Raw genomic sequence first — 13,723 nt, forward strand, 5'->3', positions numbered from 1 at the left:
GCGATTTCATTGTAACAGAGGTTTACCTCTGTTTTTTTGTTTAAAACACAAAAATGGCATTGGTATAGAGATGAAAAATCTCTAACCAACACCATTTGGTGTAGAACCAAAAATGAATCGGTCATCAAGATGTATGTCACATCCTGATGACCGATTTTAATTTTAATATTGAATTAACGGCTTGTTAACAATAACGAATATTCTACCAACTAGTTAACTTCCAAGATTTCAACATGCATAACCCCACTAGGGATTTCAATGTCAACTTTTTCGCCAACCTTATGACCAAGTAATCCCTTAGCCATTGGAGATTCATTAGAAATCTTACCAGAAAGCGGATCAGATTCAGATTCACCAACGATCGTGTAGGTTTCTGGTTCTTCATCTGGTAATTCCTTAAAAGTTACGCTCCGTCCCATTGAGACTTCATCAGCTGCAACATCATCATTATCAATAATGACTGCATATTGTAGCATGTTCTCGATTTGACTGATTCGGCCTTCAACAAAAGCTTGTTCGTCCTTAGCAGATTCATATTCAGAGTTTTCGGAAAGGTCCCCATAACTACGAGCAATCTTAATTCGCTTAATAACCTCTGGACGGCGCTTCAAACGTAAATCTTCTAATTCTTTTTCCAACTTTTCTTTTCCGTCTGCAGTCATTGGAAATGTTTTTTCGTCAGCCATAAAATTTAATTACCCCTTCTATTTCAAAATATCAATTGCAACATTACCATTTCATATCAAATTTTTCAACTATCAAGTTCAAGTTTAACTAATGTGATGACCACGTTTTACTAAAATGTCACGAACCTTAGTGGCTAATAAATCAATTGCCACTTGGTTTTGACCACCTTCGGGAACAATAATGTCCGCGTACCGTTTAGTTGGTTCGACAAACTGATGATACATTGGTTTAACCGTCGCTAAGTATTGATTAATAACAGAATCTAATGAACGTCCGCGTTCTTGCATGTCCCGCTTAATTCGACGGATAATACGAAGATCACTATCTGTATCTACAAATACTTTAATGTCCATTAAATCACGCAAGCGTTCATCATCTAAGATGAGGATTCCTTCTAAAATAATCACATCTTGTGGTTCCACATGGATTGTTTCAGCGGAACGTGTATATTCAGCATAATTATATACTGGCATTTCAATGGACTTATTATGACGTAAATCATCAATTTGCTGAACCAACAAATCGGTGTCAAACGCCAATGGATGATCATAATTTACTTTCTTACGTTCTTCCATCGACATCTCGGCTTGGTCATTATAATAAGTATCCTGAGTGATAATTTGGATGGAATTGCCATGTAATTGATCAAAAATAGCATGGGCAACTGTAGTCTTGCCACTCCCTGTACCACCTGTTACTCCGATAATAATAGGTCTTTTTCCCTTCATGAATACACTCCTTAACTAATTTTTTGCTCTACGACTTTCTTGCAAGTGCACGACCATTTCTGGAATGGATTGGTTCCTTCTTAAATTAAAGGTTCCAGCCTTTACCCCATGGGTTTTGTGAGTTTGCAAATAATAGTAAAAAACATAACGACTTCTTACCAGTTGATGCTGTTTCAATATGCGACTAACTTGCTGGTCAGTACTATTTTTCGGGATGGTAACTTTCACTACACGCGAATTAGAAGTACTGACTGGTTTCAAAGAATAGTTAAAATATTCATGAACCAGCAATCCAACTGCCAAAAGAAGAATCACAATTGTTAGCACAATATAATTTTGTTTCCGGATTTCTTTACTTGAAAACTTGTGCATAATAATACCAAGCTAATCCTTTCTTAATTACAGCAATATTGTACGTAAATGGGGTTCAGATCCGACTAACCGGCTTCTGGACCCCAAAATTAATTTAAATTAACGAATTTCGGCCCCTAATTCATCTGTTAAATGTTTTTCAACCTTAGCAAATGCCTGGTTAACCGTTTCTTCTTTTAACGTTCCATGATCGTCTTGGTAGGTTAATGTGTATGCCATCGACTTTTTACCCTTTGGCAAATGGCTTCCAGCATAAACATCAAACAAATGAACATCCTTCAAAAATGCCCCACCACGGCGGTTAATAATTGCCAAAATATCAGCGTTGGTAACTGTATCATCAACCAGCAGTGCAATATCACGAGTGACTTCTGGATATTTACTTATGTGTTCATAATGCTTGTCACGCGTGTCAGCTGCTAACAGTTCCTTTAAGTTTAATTCAAAGACATAGGTTTCTGGAATCTTATATTCCTTTGCAGTATTTGGATGAACTTGACCGATAAAACCAATTAATTGACCATCCAATAAAATATTGGCAGTCCGACCTGGATGCATTTCCGGACGACTTTGATCAGCAACAAATTCAACTTTACCAGCAACTGCCATGTTGTTTAAGTAGCGTTCAACAATTCCCTTTAGTTGATAGAAATCTACTGACTGTCCCTTTGTGTTCCAACTATCAGCAACTAAACTACCTGTAACTGCACCGGCAACGTGTTCTTGTTCTTCTGGACGTTCGCCTCCCTTAGGGATGAAGACCCGTCCTTGCTCATACAAGGCAACATTTTCAACTTTCCGTGCATTGTTATAAGCAATATCATTTAACAATCCTGATACAATGTTCATCCGCGTTGCAACGTGATCACTACTCATTGGGTAATCTAGTTTCATTGGTTCAACATCTGTTGCCTCAATTTCAAATTGCTTAGCACGGTCAACCGTTGTTAATGAATAACTAATTGCTTGGTTAAGCCCCATTCCTTCTAACGCATGGCGACTAGCGCGGAGCTTCTTTTGCCGAGGAGTTAAGCCACCAAGGTTTCGGGTCATCACTGGCAAAGTAGATGGAATATTGTCATATCCATAAAGACGTGCAATCTCTTCATATAAGTCTGCAGGCAAACTAATGTCCCAACGACGGGCAGGAACAGTGACAACAATCTTATCATCATCTTGTTGGGCTGTTTGGAATGCTAGCCGATCAAAAATGTTTTGAACCGTTGCCATATCAATATCAGCTCCTAGAACAGCGTTAATCTTGTTTAGTGATAATTCAATGTCATGAGTTGGGTAGTCATGATCATTACCCGTTACGATCCCTTTGGCAACTTCACCACCAGCTAATTCTTTTAACCAGTAAGCTGCTTCGTTAAGGGCTGTTTCCACAGTCTCAGGATTAATTCCCCGTTCGAAACGCATGGATGACTCACTGTGCAGATCAAGACGCCGAGCTTGCTTCCGAACCATTACAGAGTTAAAAATCGCAGATTCTAGAACAACCGTAGTGGTGTGGTCATCAACCTTAGAATCTTCACCACCCATGGTTCCCGCTAATGCCATTGGGCGATCATCAGCAGTTACCACAATGTCTTGGGCCTTTAATTCTTGCTCATTACCATCTAGTGTCGTTATTTTTTCTCCCTCACGAGCGTGACGAACAAGAATGTCATGATTTGGAAGTTTATCGTAGTCAAAACTGTGTAATGGTTGACCATACTTTAATAGAATGTAGTTAGTAATATCAACAACATTATTGATTGGACGAATGCCGGAATTCCAAAGACGAATTTGCAACCAAAGGGGACTTTCTGCAATCTTCACATTTTTAATTACCCGTAATTTATAAACAGGGGCTAATTCATCTTCTGCAACTTTTGCAGAAATCATGTCGGATGCCTGGTCATCAGCATTTTCAGTAACCTCATGACTCACGAAATTGTTTGGTAAATCATAGATTGCTGACAGATCATTAATGTTCCCGTAAATGCTAAGCATGTCACCACGATTAGGCGTAACGTCAGTATCAATAATTGTGTCGTCCATGCCTAGATATGGAAAAACAGAATCACCGATTTTAGCATCATCTGGCAAGAACCAAATGCCTTCTTCATAATCTTTAGGAGCAATTTTTTCGCTAAATCCAATTTCTTGTAAAGCACAAAGCATTCCGTCTGATTCTTCACCACGAATTTTACCGCGTTTGATTTTAACATTATCCGCAATCCGTGCACCATGAAGAGCCACAATTACTTTTTTGCCGGCTTGTACATTTGGTGCTCCACAAACGATTTGTACAGTTTCGTCATCGCTAATCTTAACCTGGCAAACATGCATATGGTCAGAATCAGGATGTGGCACACATTCTTCTACATATCCAACAATAATCTTCTTTAGGCCATCGCTAGGAGAACTTACAGAATTAATGTCTACTGAAGTGCGGGCCAATTTTTCAGCCAATTCAGCTGGTTTAATGCCATTTTGTTCTAATGGCAAATATTTATCGAGCCATTGATATGATACTTTCATAATCCACTATCCTTTCTGATCAAATTGTGTTAAGAACCGGACATCATTTTGATAGAAATCACGGATATCTTCTACACCATACTTCAACATTGCAAACCGATCCGGACCTAATCCAAAGGCAAAACCACCGTATTCTTCAGGATCAACGCCAGACATTTTCAGAACATTCGGATGAACCATTCCAGCACCTAATACCTCAATCCAACCGGTATTTTTACAAATGGAGCATCCCTTTCCCATACAATTAAAACATGTAATGTCAGCTTCAACTGATGGTTCAGTAAATGGGAAATAGCTTGGCCGCAGGCGAACTTTTAATTGGTCTCCAAACAGGTGTTGTGCTACAACTTCCAATGTTCCTTTCAGGTCAGTCATTGTGACGTGCTTTCCAACAACCATCCCTTCAACCTGATGGAATTGGTGACTGTGCGTTGCATCATCAGTATCCCGGCGGTAAACCTTACCAGGTGAGATCATCTTTAAAGGTCCCTGACTAAAGTCGTGTTGCTCTAACATCCGTGCTTGCATTGGTGAAGTTTGAGTACGCATCAAAACAGATGGCGTTACATAGAAAGTATCTTGCATATCACGAGCTGGGTGATCCTTTGGTAAGTTTAACTTTTCAAAGTTATATAATTCTTGTTCAACTTCATCCCCAACGGCAACTTCATAGCCCATGTCCGTAAACAGGTCGACTAATTGATCAATCACTTGTTGGATGACATGCGGTTGTCCCTGCGCAACCGGTGTCCCAGGTAATGTAACATCCAGGCTTTCACTAGCCAATTTGGCGTCCAACAATTCCTTTTCAATTTCTTCACGCTTTTGATCCATCAGCTTTTGCAGTTCATCACGAACTTGGTTGGCATATTTACCCACTTGTGGACGTTCTTCAGGACTGAGGTCTTTCATCCCACGCAAAACGTTAGTAATTGGACCCTTTTTACCTAAAAATTTCACCCGAATTTGGTTAATACTTTTTAAATTTGAACTGCCTTTGATCTCTTCAGTTCCTTGCTGGCGTAGTTCTTCCAGCTTTTCTCTTAATCCCATATTTTCCTCCTTTATAAAAAAACAAAAACCTCGTCCTACAAAGGGACGAGGTTTATCGCGGTACCACCCTAGTTTATGATAATTAATACCATACACTTATGCGATTTGTTAACGGTAATCAACCGGGTATCTGGTACCAGCTCGAGAAGTGAAATTCATCAATTATGTCTAAAAGCAACTTCCAGTTAACGAATTGCTTCTCCCTGTTAGACATGCATGACTACTAATTTCCGTCAATGCTTTTTAAAGATGGCTTAATTGTAACCAAAGCACCATTAAAGGTCAAGCATTAATCACACCATTTATCGCTCCAGCTATGAACCGCACTCATCACAGGTGCTAATTCTTTGCCTCGTTTTGTCAGTGAATACTCAATCCGACTTTCTCCTGGAAAGGTGTTTCGTTGAACAATTTGTTCTTCTTCCAGTTCCTTTAAACGCTCAACTAGGACACGGTCACTGCACTTGTCAACATGAGCAGCTAAGTCCTTGAAACGTTGAGTTTGCTCATTTAACAGTACTTCAATAATTAAGCCGTTCCACTTTTTCCCTAAAATTGTAAATGTATGTTCAAAACGAGGACATAAGCTGAAATCATCCTCTTGATTATTGGAATGTTTCATTACTTTGTCTCCCTCCACTACAAAAAATTTATGATAATTTCTTTACAGATCGCTTGTGTAATTTATATTCAATACGTACACGTAACGGGCTGAAAAATTCATGTTCAGCCTCATAATCATCCACTAATGAAACAATCAAACTTTCCATATATTTAGGCAAAGCTAAAGTTGCTCCAAACATATGCTTTAGAATAATATCCCGTTCCTTAGCATTCAGATTAGTAAGCTTTTCAGCGTTCCGTAATGCCACCCGTGGGTGAATAAACGCATGTGATCCCAAATCAAACTTAGTAGTTCGCCAATCATAATAGAACAAATCATGCAACAAACCTGCCCGAGCTGTGCTCCGGTAATCAAGATGCATCCGCTTAGCAAGACGGTAGCTATCATAAGACACCGCAATTGAATGCTGAAGACGATTAGAATGATGGTGCTGAGTATAATTAGCCAACTTCTGTACAGCAGGTTGGGCTAATAAATCCTTAACAATCGCAACATATTGAGCATCTGATTTCCACTCGTTTGGTGTTCTCATTTAGATTAGGACCCCTTTTCTTGTTTATATGAATATTTTACACGATTTTCACTGAAAAAGGAATATTAAACTTATAAAAAGTAAGCCTAATTGCCTTGATTTAACTGAAACATAAGAATTCCAGCAGATACTGCTACATTCAGTGATTCAGCATTACCACGCATTGGGATATACAAATTGTCTGTTGTTTGGCTAAGTAAATCGGCTGCCATCCCTTGTCCTTCATTTCCCATAATAAGTGCGAAGTTAGCTCCTGGGGTGACATCGCGGAAGTTTTTAGCTGCCGGATTAAGTTGCGTACCATAAACAGGTAGACCAGATGATTTAAAATCTGCAATCCATTTCTTTAAATCACCGGCTACCAGTTCCAAATGGAATTGGCTGCCTTGCATCGAACGGACCACTTTCGGATTAAAGAAATCTGCAGTTTGGTTGCTGGCCACGACACCGGTAAAACCAGCTGCATCAGCAGTCCGAACCATAGTACCAACGTTTCCAGGATCTTGCACCCGGTCAAGAAACAACCAAGCACCCTTTAAGTGATCAGCGGGAAGAACGTGAATATTTGGTAATTCAACAACCGCAACAATCCCTTGTGGAGTATTAGTATCTGTAATGCTCTTAATGATTTCAGGGCTTACTTCATAGACATTCTCAAAGAGTGATACAATATCATCGTGCTGGTCTAATTCATCAGCAGTACCAATCAAATCGATTAGTTTCTGGTTACTGTGACTCGCTTCTTGAACCAGATGCCAGCCATCTAATAAGTATTGGCCAAACTTATTTCTACCCTTATGAGTTTGAAGTTTACGCCAATTTTTAACATGTTGATTATGAACAGATGTAATTTGTTCTCTCATTTTTTCACCTCATTTAGTAAATGCAATTATACCATTAATCAAGGGAGGCGTTTAGTGATGATTAATTATCATTTAACCGTTAGTGGGCGAGTACAAGGCGTCGGTTTTCGGTGGAGTACTTATCAATTAGCAAAGCAATTAGGTTTAACGGGATATGTTCAAAATTTAATGAATGGTGATGTGTACATCGTTGTTCAAGGCCCTCACGAAACAGTACGTAAATTTGTCAACCAGGTCAAGGAATGCGTCTCTCCATACTCACGAGTTGATAAAGTTCAGATTAAGCCCGGCAACTTAATTGATGACCACGATTTTTCAATTAAGGAAACTTGGTAAAAGAATCTAGCATTCTACCAGTATTTAAGGTAAGATACCCTTTGTATAACCTAAAGAAAAAGGATTGAATAAATTGAAAAAACAAAAGCGTATGGCATTGTCTGCTGGACTACTGAGTCTTCTCTTAGTTTTATCAGGCTGTGTCAGAACAACTAAGAGTGGTAAACCATATGGAATGGTTTATGAATATCTGGCTAAACCGATGCAACGATTGATGGAATGGCTTGCCAGCCATTTGGGCAACAACTATGGTTGGGCCATCATTGCCATCGTTATTATCGTTCGTTTAATCTTGTTGCCAGTCATGATGAACCAAATGAAGAAGTCAACTTTAATGCAAGAAAAGATTTCCATGGTTCAACCACAACTGCGTGAAATTCAAAGAAAACAAAAGGAAGCTAAAACTCCTGAAGAACAAGCAGCAGCTACACAAGAAATGATGGCAATTTATCGGGACAATAACATCAGCATGACTGGTGGGATTGGTTGTTTACCCCTATTAATTCAATTACCTGTTTTCGCTGCCTTATATGCAGCCATTCGCTATTCCCCAGACCTTTACCATGCTACCTTCATGGGCATTCCACTTGGGAAACCAAGCATTATCTTAGCTATCCTTTCATTTGTAGCCTACCTATTCCAAGGTTGGTTATCAATGGTTGGCATGCCTAAGAGTCAGCAAGGGCAAATGCGGATGATGATGCTCATGAGTCCAGTCATGATCTTCTTCATCTCAATGACATCTTCTGCTGGATTAGGATTATATTTCTTCATTGGTGGTTTATTTGCAATTTTACAAACATGGATGATTAATGCTTATCGTCCACGCTTAAAGAAACAAATTGCTAAGGAAATGAAAAACCAACCGGTCAAGAAGACAACTGTTAAGAAAGCACCAGCTAAGTCTGCAGCTAGTCACCAAAGCGCTGTTGAACAACTACAAAACAAACCACAGACTAACACAAATAAACGCCGGAACGCCGGAAAGCAACATCGAAACAAATAATATTACGTAAAAAATAGGCTCCAGCATTCTGATCATGGAATGTCTTGGAGCCTTAGTAATTATTTACGACTACGAATTAGAAAGAAGGTAAATGGATGATTAGACCGATTAACAAAGATCAAGTTAGTTTACAGCAAGCAAGTGTTCCAGCGACATTGAGTGATTCAAGTATAGCTAATGATTTAATTGATACGCTAAAAGCACATGACCATGAATGTGTAGGAATGGCCGCTAACATGATTAACATTCATAAACAAATTATTGCAGTCAGTTTTGGTCCAGCCAAAATTGCAATGCTTAATCCAAAAATTATTAGTAAAAAAACTCCCTACGAAACAAGTGAGGGGTTCCTTAGTTTGTCTGGTCAACGACCTGTTAAACGTTATCAACAAATCGTTGTTAAATTTATGGATTTGCAAGGTAAAAATCAAACACTTCCTTTAGAAGGTTTTCCTGCGCAAATTGTTCAACATGAGATCGATCATTGTAATGGAATTCTTATTTAAGACTGCTCGATGGTATTTCTAGGAAAAATATAAGAATGGGGTATAACGCTCGGTAACTCGAACGTCATACCCCATTTTTGTACTGTGATATTCGTATTTAATGCTTGTCGTTTGACTGAAGATTGCTAATATTCATCGCACATATGACAACTATTTTGTCGATACATTGTGCTTAATAATTGGCAATGTGATCCGGAAAATAGAGCCTGAACCAAGCTGGCTTTCAACTGTGATCGTGCCGTGATAACCCTTCACTAATCGTTCAGCAATGGAAAGTCCTAACCCGTTGCCACCCTTCTTACGACTCCGGGCCTTATCCACACGATAGAAGCGATCAAAGACTTTCGTAACTTCATCGTTAGCAATTCCTTCACCAAAATCTTGTACCCCGATTTCGACAGAATTATAATTTTGCGAAAGCGAAATATGAATCTCTTTACGGTCGGTTGAATATTTAACAGCGTTATCACATAAAATAATCAAAATCTGTTCTAAGTGATCGCGATAAATGTTTACTTCAACGTCTTGTCGTAAATCATCATCTAAAATGAATTTAAAATCAGGATGAATCATCTTGAAATTGTTATAGACCTGCTGAACTACTTCTTCGACCTTTGTAGTAGCGTCTCTAAACTTAATCTCAACTTGTTCTGCTCGTGAAAGATCTAGCATTTCCTTAACTAAATTATTCATTCTACTTGTTTCAGCCAGAGCGGCTTTAATTGAATCATCCAAAACTTTAGGGTCATCTTTACCCCTCCGCTCAAGCATTTCCATGTGTCCTTGAATAATTGCAACTGGGGTTCTTAACTCATGGGATACATCACCGACAAATTGTGATTGTTGATCAATATAACGTTGTGTTCGATCAAGCATTTCATTTAACAGATGACTCAGTTCCCCTAATTCATCATTTCGGCCCGTTTCTGGAGTCCGAACATCCTTAGTTGGATCCTTAGTAACTATTGCTAAAGTCCGTTGAATATCTGTTAACGGACGTAGTAAAAAGTATGATAAGCCATAGCCAAGTAATCCACTAAAAATCACAACTAAACATAAAGCAAGCATTACTATCAATTGCAACCGATGATAGCGTTGATGATAATTGATTAATGGGTTTTCAATTTGCAAATAACCAATCACTCGACCATTAGTAGAAGACTTAATTGGTGCCCTTCCAACAATCATTTTATAGTGGGAACCTTTTTCAATCTGGACTTGTTTTGCGTTCGTAGGATGCATATTCTTGACGATTTTGCCGGTTTGAAACAATAACTTCCCATTAGGATCAAACACTGCAACGTTTTGGTGACTATCACTTAAACCTTGTAATAAAGCTCGATGATAAACATCCTGTTCAGCGGATTGGTTCTGCTGTGCTAATGCTCTTTTAGCCAGTGTCTTATTAATTGTTGCCGTAGTTAATTTCTGATTTCCTGAAGTAACCCCTAATTGCTCAGTAATGGTATTTAAACTATGACTTAAGGAAGACCTTTCCTGGCTTAATAGATCGTTAGTAAAGGAACTAAAAATGGTGATAATTACAATCAAGCTAATGATGAGCGAACCAATGGCGGTCCCAAACGCCCATTTTAGTTTTAACGACATAAATGGACGGGCCTTTTTTTCTTGACCTTCCATAATTACTCTCCTTAACTAGGAACGAATAACGTAACCAGTCCCTCGAACGGTTTGAATATAACTCTTTTCACCAGGTCGATCAATCTTATTCCGTAAGTAACGAATGTAAACATCAACAACGTTTGTCTCAACCTTGGCATCGTAGCCCCATACTTGACTCAATAATTCTTGCCGGGACATTACAACATTGATGTTTTCCATTAGAATCAATAACAGTTCGTACTCACGTTTTGTTAGGTTAATAATTTCGTCATCACGGCGAACCACACGGTTTTCCTTTTCAATTGTTAAGTCTTTGTATTTAACAGTTGTTTGGTGACTACTGTTATTACCATCCTCAATATCAATTCGACGCAAAAGCGCACGAACTCGCGCTAATAATTCTTCAATCGCAAAAGGCTTGACGATGTAGTCATCCGCACCATGGTCTAAACCAGAAACACGATCAATCACTGAATCACGAGCAGTCATGATAATAATTGGGGTGTCCTTTTCTTCACGAACCCGTCGTGCAACTTCCAATCCATTTAATTCTGGTAACATCAAATCTAGTAAGATCACATCAAAATCTTCATTCAAAGCAGCTTCTAGGCCTGCACGACCGTCTAATTCAACATCAGTTTCGTAACCTTCATGTTTTAATTCTAGATCAACAAAGTTCGCTAAATTTTCCTCATCTTCAATGATTAAAATTCGACTCATCTATTTTCACCTTCACAATCATCTAATTTTAAATCAATATTAAGTCTATCATAATTTTCTAATCAAAGTGGTAAAAATTATTAAAAATAAAAAGGCTTCCCTAGGTCCGGCGCCTAAAGGAAAGCCTTTCTTTTAATTGGTAAACTATTAGTTGTTCTTGGCAACAACTTCCTTACCATTGTAGTAACCACAGTTTGGGCAAACCATGTGTGACTTACGAAGTTCACCACAGTTTGGACAAGGTGCTAAACCAGGAACTGTTAACTTAATGTGCCCCCGACGGTTACGCTTGCGAGTCTTTGATGTCTTTCTTGCTGGTACAGCCATGTTTGACACCTCCTTATAAATAAATTATCCACTTGGTTTTTAACCGTTCGCTAATTATCTGAGTCCTGATCAGGAAATAAATTTTTCAATTTAGCGAAACGTGGATCAACATGGTCAGTATCCTGATCATCATGAGTAGCTTCTTCAGTGACGGACCACCCTTTACCGGATGGAAGTTCATCATGAAGCTGCTCGTCAGGAGTTAACACCCGTGTAGGAATTTGTTCGTAGATGTTTTCAACCAGTGAATTATCAAAATCAATTACTTGATGATCACGTGGTAGGACGAAAACAACCTCATCATCCTCATACCGATCTAAATGACTCTCATCCGCTGTATAAGTTTCAGCAAAATCAAAATCTAACGGCATTTGCACAGGTTCCAATGATCGCGAAGATGGTACTGTTATTTGACCTATAACATTGGCAGACACTGTTGCGTCGCCATTGTTGTAATTAACATATCCATCGACCTTCACTGGTTGCGCATCCAAAATTTCCTTTGGGAAACGCTTTGTTAATGATGCTTTCAGATCAAAAGTACTGTTAAAGTGAAGTGGCTCATCAGAATAGCGATGTAGTTCATTTAGTGACCATTTCATAGTACTAACCTCCTAATGCAACGTGCCCCATTATACGCTGACCTCAATTGAATGTCAACGCTTTTTACTTGACAGTCACTCGTATTGGTGATCGTTTAATATCTTGTTCATCGGGTGTAAACATCTGATAAAGTTTGCCAGCACGATAATCAAGTGTAAAATCGCCATGATGCAGAGTTTGATCAACTTTAGTAATTAATGGATATTGCAGTTGTTTTTTAACATGATGTAAATATTCTTGTCCCATCTCTGTAAAGCCCAACAAATGATGGTAAGGATGGTAAATTGCATTGTGAACTTCTGTCTCCGAAGCTTGTAAAACAGTGTACAAAAAAAGCCTAGTTAAGTGGGCATAGGTGTATCTTTTAGTTTTGACCCGTTTAATAAATCCATCAAAAGTTAATTCTTGTTCAGCAATTCGTTTCAAACGGTTCTCTAGTCCTTCTGACATTTGGTAAGTTTGTGCCAATAATGACTGTGGTGCTTGAATTAACTGGTTCCGCAGTAACGGATATAATTGGTCCCAACTAGGAATCATCTTTAAATGGACTAATTCTTCAAATGTATCTTCAGGCACAGCTTCTTGGATTAATTCCTGCTGTTTATTGGTTACTGAATTGCGGATTGCACTTGCACTCGCAACTTTCCCCCGGATCTGTTGATCATGATACTGGCTACCAGTCCTTTGTATGGGAACCAGTCTTAACCCAAAGCGACTATTAATATTTGCTTTATAGTAACTGAACGCTAAAATATCATTCGGATCAATTAGTGAAACGCCAATGCGTTCCTTTAACTGCTGATTAAATTGGGTGGCATAAGTCTGGTCAAATTGTTTGAATTGGTCGGCCTGAAAACTTTTTTCCAAATCAACCATATGATGAAAGTCCCAGTGGGGATGTTCTGCCCCAAATACTACACTCTCAACTTGCATGTCAGCTAATAGCTGAAGTGCTCCTGCTGCAAACCGGTCTGCGGGCTCTACAGCACTTACTAGCGGTAGCTCAATTACCAAATCAACGCCGTTATTTAAAGCAGCACGGGCCCGCTGCCATTTATCAAGGATTGTAGGTTCTCCTCGTTGGGTAAAATTCCCGCTCATCACCGCCACTACAACATCAGCACCGGTGACCTCCTTTGCTTTCTGCAAATGGTATAAATGACCATTATGAAATGGATTATATTCAACAACCAAGCCTACAGCCTTCAAGTTA

General features: G+C 38.9%; 16 protein-coding genes and 1 other annotated feature. Of the genes, 3 read left to right on the forward strand and 13 right to left on the reverse strand.

Annotated elements, in window-relative coordinates:
• Positions 1–209 precede the first annotated feature (209 nt).
• The 8 genes from greA to H5975_RS02015 form a co-directional block, all read right to left on the reverse strand.
• Complete coding sequence (greA, locus tag H5975_RS01980) at positions 210–686, reverse strand: transcription elongation factor GreA (RefSeq protein WP_178661041.1); 477 nt, start codon at positions 684–686, stop codon at positions 210–212.
• A gap of 84 nt (positions 687–770) precedes the next feature.
• A complete protein-coding gene (gene udk / locus H5975_RS01985) occupies positions 771–1,415 on the reverse strand; it encodes a uridine kinase (RefSeq protein ID WP_204784666.1) in 645 nt (214 codons plus the stop codon).
• A gap of 15 nt (positions 1,416–1,430) precedes the next feature.
• A complete protein-coding gene (locus tag H5975_RS01990; protein ID WP_204784667.1) occupies positions 1,431–1,787 on the reverse strand; it encodes an endolytic transglycosylase MltG in 357 nt (118 codons plus the stop codon).
• A 99-nt stretch (positions 1,788–1,886) separates the two neighbouring features.
• A complete protein-coding gene (gene pheT, locus H5975_RS01995; protein WP_204784668.1) occupies positions 1,887–4,316 on the reverse strand; it encodes a phenylalanine--tRNA ligase subunit beta in 2,430 nt (809 codons plus the stop codon).
• Positions 4,317–4,322: 6 nt separating this feature from the next.
• Complete coding sequence (pheS, locus tag H5975_RS02000; RefSeq protein WP_204784669.1) at positions 4,323–5,369, reverse strand: phenylalanine--tRNA ligase subunit alpha; 1,047 nt, start codon at positions 5,367–5,369, stop codon at positions 4,323–4,325.
• 38 nt (positions 5,370–5,407) lie between these two features.
• Positions 5,408–5,615 (reverse strand) — a binding site (T-box leader).
• A gap of 43 nt (positions 5,616–5,658) precedes the next feature.
• Positions 5,659–5,991 carry a winged helix-turn-helix transcriptional regulator gene (locus H5975_RS02005; protein ID WP_204784670.1) on the reverse strand — a complete coding sequence of 111 codons (333 nt, stop codon included), beginning with the start codon at positions 5,989–5,991 and terminating at the stop codon, positions 5,659–5,661.
• Positions 5,992–6,019: 28 nt separating this feature from the next.
• Positions 6,020–6,526, reverse strand: a complete 507-nt coding sequence (locus tag H5975_RS02010; protein ID WP_204784671.1) for an HD domain-containing protein — start codon at positions 6,524–6,526, stop codon at positions 6,020–6,022.
• Between the two features lie 86 nt (positions 6,527–6,612).
• The gene (locus tag H5975_RS02015) at positions 6,613–7,389 is read right to left on the reverse strand and encodes a TrmH family RNA methyltransferase (protein WP_204784672.1); all 777 of its coding nucleotides are present in this window, start codon (positions 7,387–7,389) and stop codon (positions 6,613–6,615) included.
• Between the two features lie 57 nt (positions 7,390–7,446).
• Here H5975_RS02015 and H5975_RS02020 point away from each other — a divergent pair, with 57 nt between their 5' ends.
• The 3 genes from H5975_RS02020 to H5975_RS02030 all read left to right on the forward strand — a co-directional run bounded on the left by H5975_RS02020 (position 7,447) and on the right by H5975_RS02030 (position 9,237).
• A complete protein-coding gene (locus H5975_RS02020; RefSeq protein ID WP_204784673.1) occupies positions 7,447–7,725 on the forward strand; it encodes an acylphosphatase in 279 nt (92 codons plus the stop codon).
• A 91-nt stretch (positions 7,726–7,816) separates the two neighbouring features.
• Positions 7,817–8,731, forward strand: a complete 915-nt coding sequence (yidC, locus tag H5975_RS02025) for a membrane protein insertase YidC (RefSeq protein WP_204784691.1) — start codon at positions 7,817–7,819, stop codon at positions 8,729–8,731.
• 95 nt (positions 8,732–8,826) lie between these two features.
• Positions 8,827–9,237: a peptide deformylase gene (locus H5975_RS02030; RefSeq protein WP_204784674.1), complete on the forward strand. Its 411-nt coding sequence runs from the start codon at positions 8,827–8,829 to the stop codon at positions 9,235–9,237.
• 150 nt (positions 9,238–9,387) lie between these two features.
• Here the strand turns inward: H5975_RS02030 and H5975_RS02035 are convergent, their stop codons facing one another.
• From H5975_RS02035 to H5975_RS02055, 5 genes are all read right to left on the reverse strand, one after another.
• Complete coding sequence (locus tag H5975_RS02035) at positions 9,388–10,878, reverse strand: HAMP domain-containing sensor histidine kinase (RefSeq protein WP_204784675.1); 1,491 nt, start codon at positions 10,876–10,878, stop codon at positions 9,388–9,390.
• A 15-nt stretch (positions 10,879–10,893) separates the two neighbouring features.
• On the reverse strand, positions 10,894–11,580 hold the full coding sequence (locus tag H5975_RS02040; protein WP_178659581.1) for a response regulator transcription factor: 687 nt from the start codon (positions 11,578–11,580) through the stop codon (positions 10,894–10,896).
• A gap of 147 nt (positions 11,581–11,727) precedes the next feature.
• Positions 11,728–11,907, reverse strand: a complete 180-nt coding sequence (gene rpmF, locus H5975_RS02045; protein ID WP_178659582.1) for a 50S ribosomal protein L32 — start codon at positions 11,905–11,907, stop codon at positions 11,728–11,730.
• 50 nt (positions 11,908–11,957) lie between these two features.
• On the reverse strand, positions 11,958–12,509 hold the full coding sequence (locus H5975_RS02050; protein ID WP_204784676.1) for a YceD family protein: 552 nt from the start codon (positions 12,507–12,509) through the stop codon (positions 11,958–11,960).
• A gap of 64 nt (positions 12,510–12,573) precedes the next feature.
• A complete protein-coding gene (locus H5975_RS02055) occupies positions 12,574–13,719 on the reverse strand; it encodes a nucleotidyltransferase (RefSeq protein ID WP_204784677.1) in 1,146 nt (381 codons plus the stop codon).
• Positions 13,720–13,723: the final 4 nt, after the last annotated feature.

The sequence above is a fragment of the Limosilactobacillus coleohominis genome, from assembly GCF_016901675.1.
In the GTDB taxonomy this organism is placed as follows: Bacteria; Bacillota; Bacilli; order Lactobacillales; family Lactobacillaceae; genus Limosilactobacillus; species Limosilactobacillus intestinavium.

Bases quoted from the DNA above. Each gene is read 5' to 3' on its own strand.
- H5975_RS02030 (WP_204784674.1), top strand. From the start codon at position 8,827: ATGATTAGACCGATTAACAAAGATCAAGTTAGTTTACAGCAAGCAAGT.
- pheS (WP_204784669.1), bottom strand. From the start codon at position 5,369: ATGGGATTAAGAGAAAAGCTGGAAGAACTACGCCAGCAAGGAACTGAA.
- H5975_RS02020 (WP_204784673.1), top strand. From the start codon at position 7,447: ATGATTAATTATCATTTAACCGTTAGTGGGCGAGTACAAGGCGTCGGT.
- H5975_RS02010 (WP_204784671.1), bottom strand. From the start codon at position 6,526: ATGAGAACACCAAACGAGTGGAAATCAGATGCTCAATATGTTGCGATT.
- H5975_RS02035 (WP_204784675.1), bottom strand. From the start codon at position 10,878: ATGGAAGGTCAAGAAAAAAAGGCCCGTCCATTTATGTCGTTAAAACTA.
- H5975_RS02015 (WP_204784672.1), bottom strand. From the start codon at position 7,389: ATGAGAGAACAAATTACATCTGTTCATAATCAACATGTTAAAAATTGG.
- rpmF (WP_178659582.1), bottom strand. From the start codon at position 11,907: ATGGCTGTACCAGCAAGAAAGACATCAAAGACTCGCAAGCGTAACCGT.
- greA (WP_178661041.1), bottom strand. From the start codon at position 686: ATGGCTGACGAAAAAACATTTCCAATGACTGCAGACGGAAAAGAAAAG.
- pheT (WP_204784668.1), bottom strand. From the start codon at position 4,316: ATGAAAGTATCATATCAATGGCTCGATAAATATTTGCCATTAGAACAA.
- H5975_RS02050 (WP_204784676.1), bottom strand. From the start codon at position 12,509: ATGAAATGGTCACTAAATGAACTACATCGCTATTCTGATGAGCCACTT.
- udk (WP_204784666.1), bottom strand. From the start codon at position 1,415: ATGAAGGGAAAAAGACCTATTATTATCGGAGTAACAGGTGGTACAGGG.
- H5975_RS02005 (WP_204784670.1), bottom strand. From the start codon at position 5,991: ATGAAACATTCCAATAATCAAGAGGATGATTTCAGCTTATGTCCTCGT.
- H5975_RS01990 (WP_204784667.1), bottom strand. From the start codon at position 1,787: ATGCACAAGTTTTCAAGTAAAGAAATCCGGAAACAAAATTATATTGTG.
- H5975_RS02040 (WP_178659581.1), bottom strand. From the start codon at position 11,580: ATGAGTCGAATTTTAATCATTGAAGATGAGGAAAATTTAGCGAACTTT.
- yidC (WP_204784691.1), top strand. From the start codon at position 7,817: ATGGCATTGTCTGCTGGACTACTGAGTCTTCTCTTAGTTTTATCAGGC.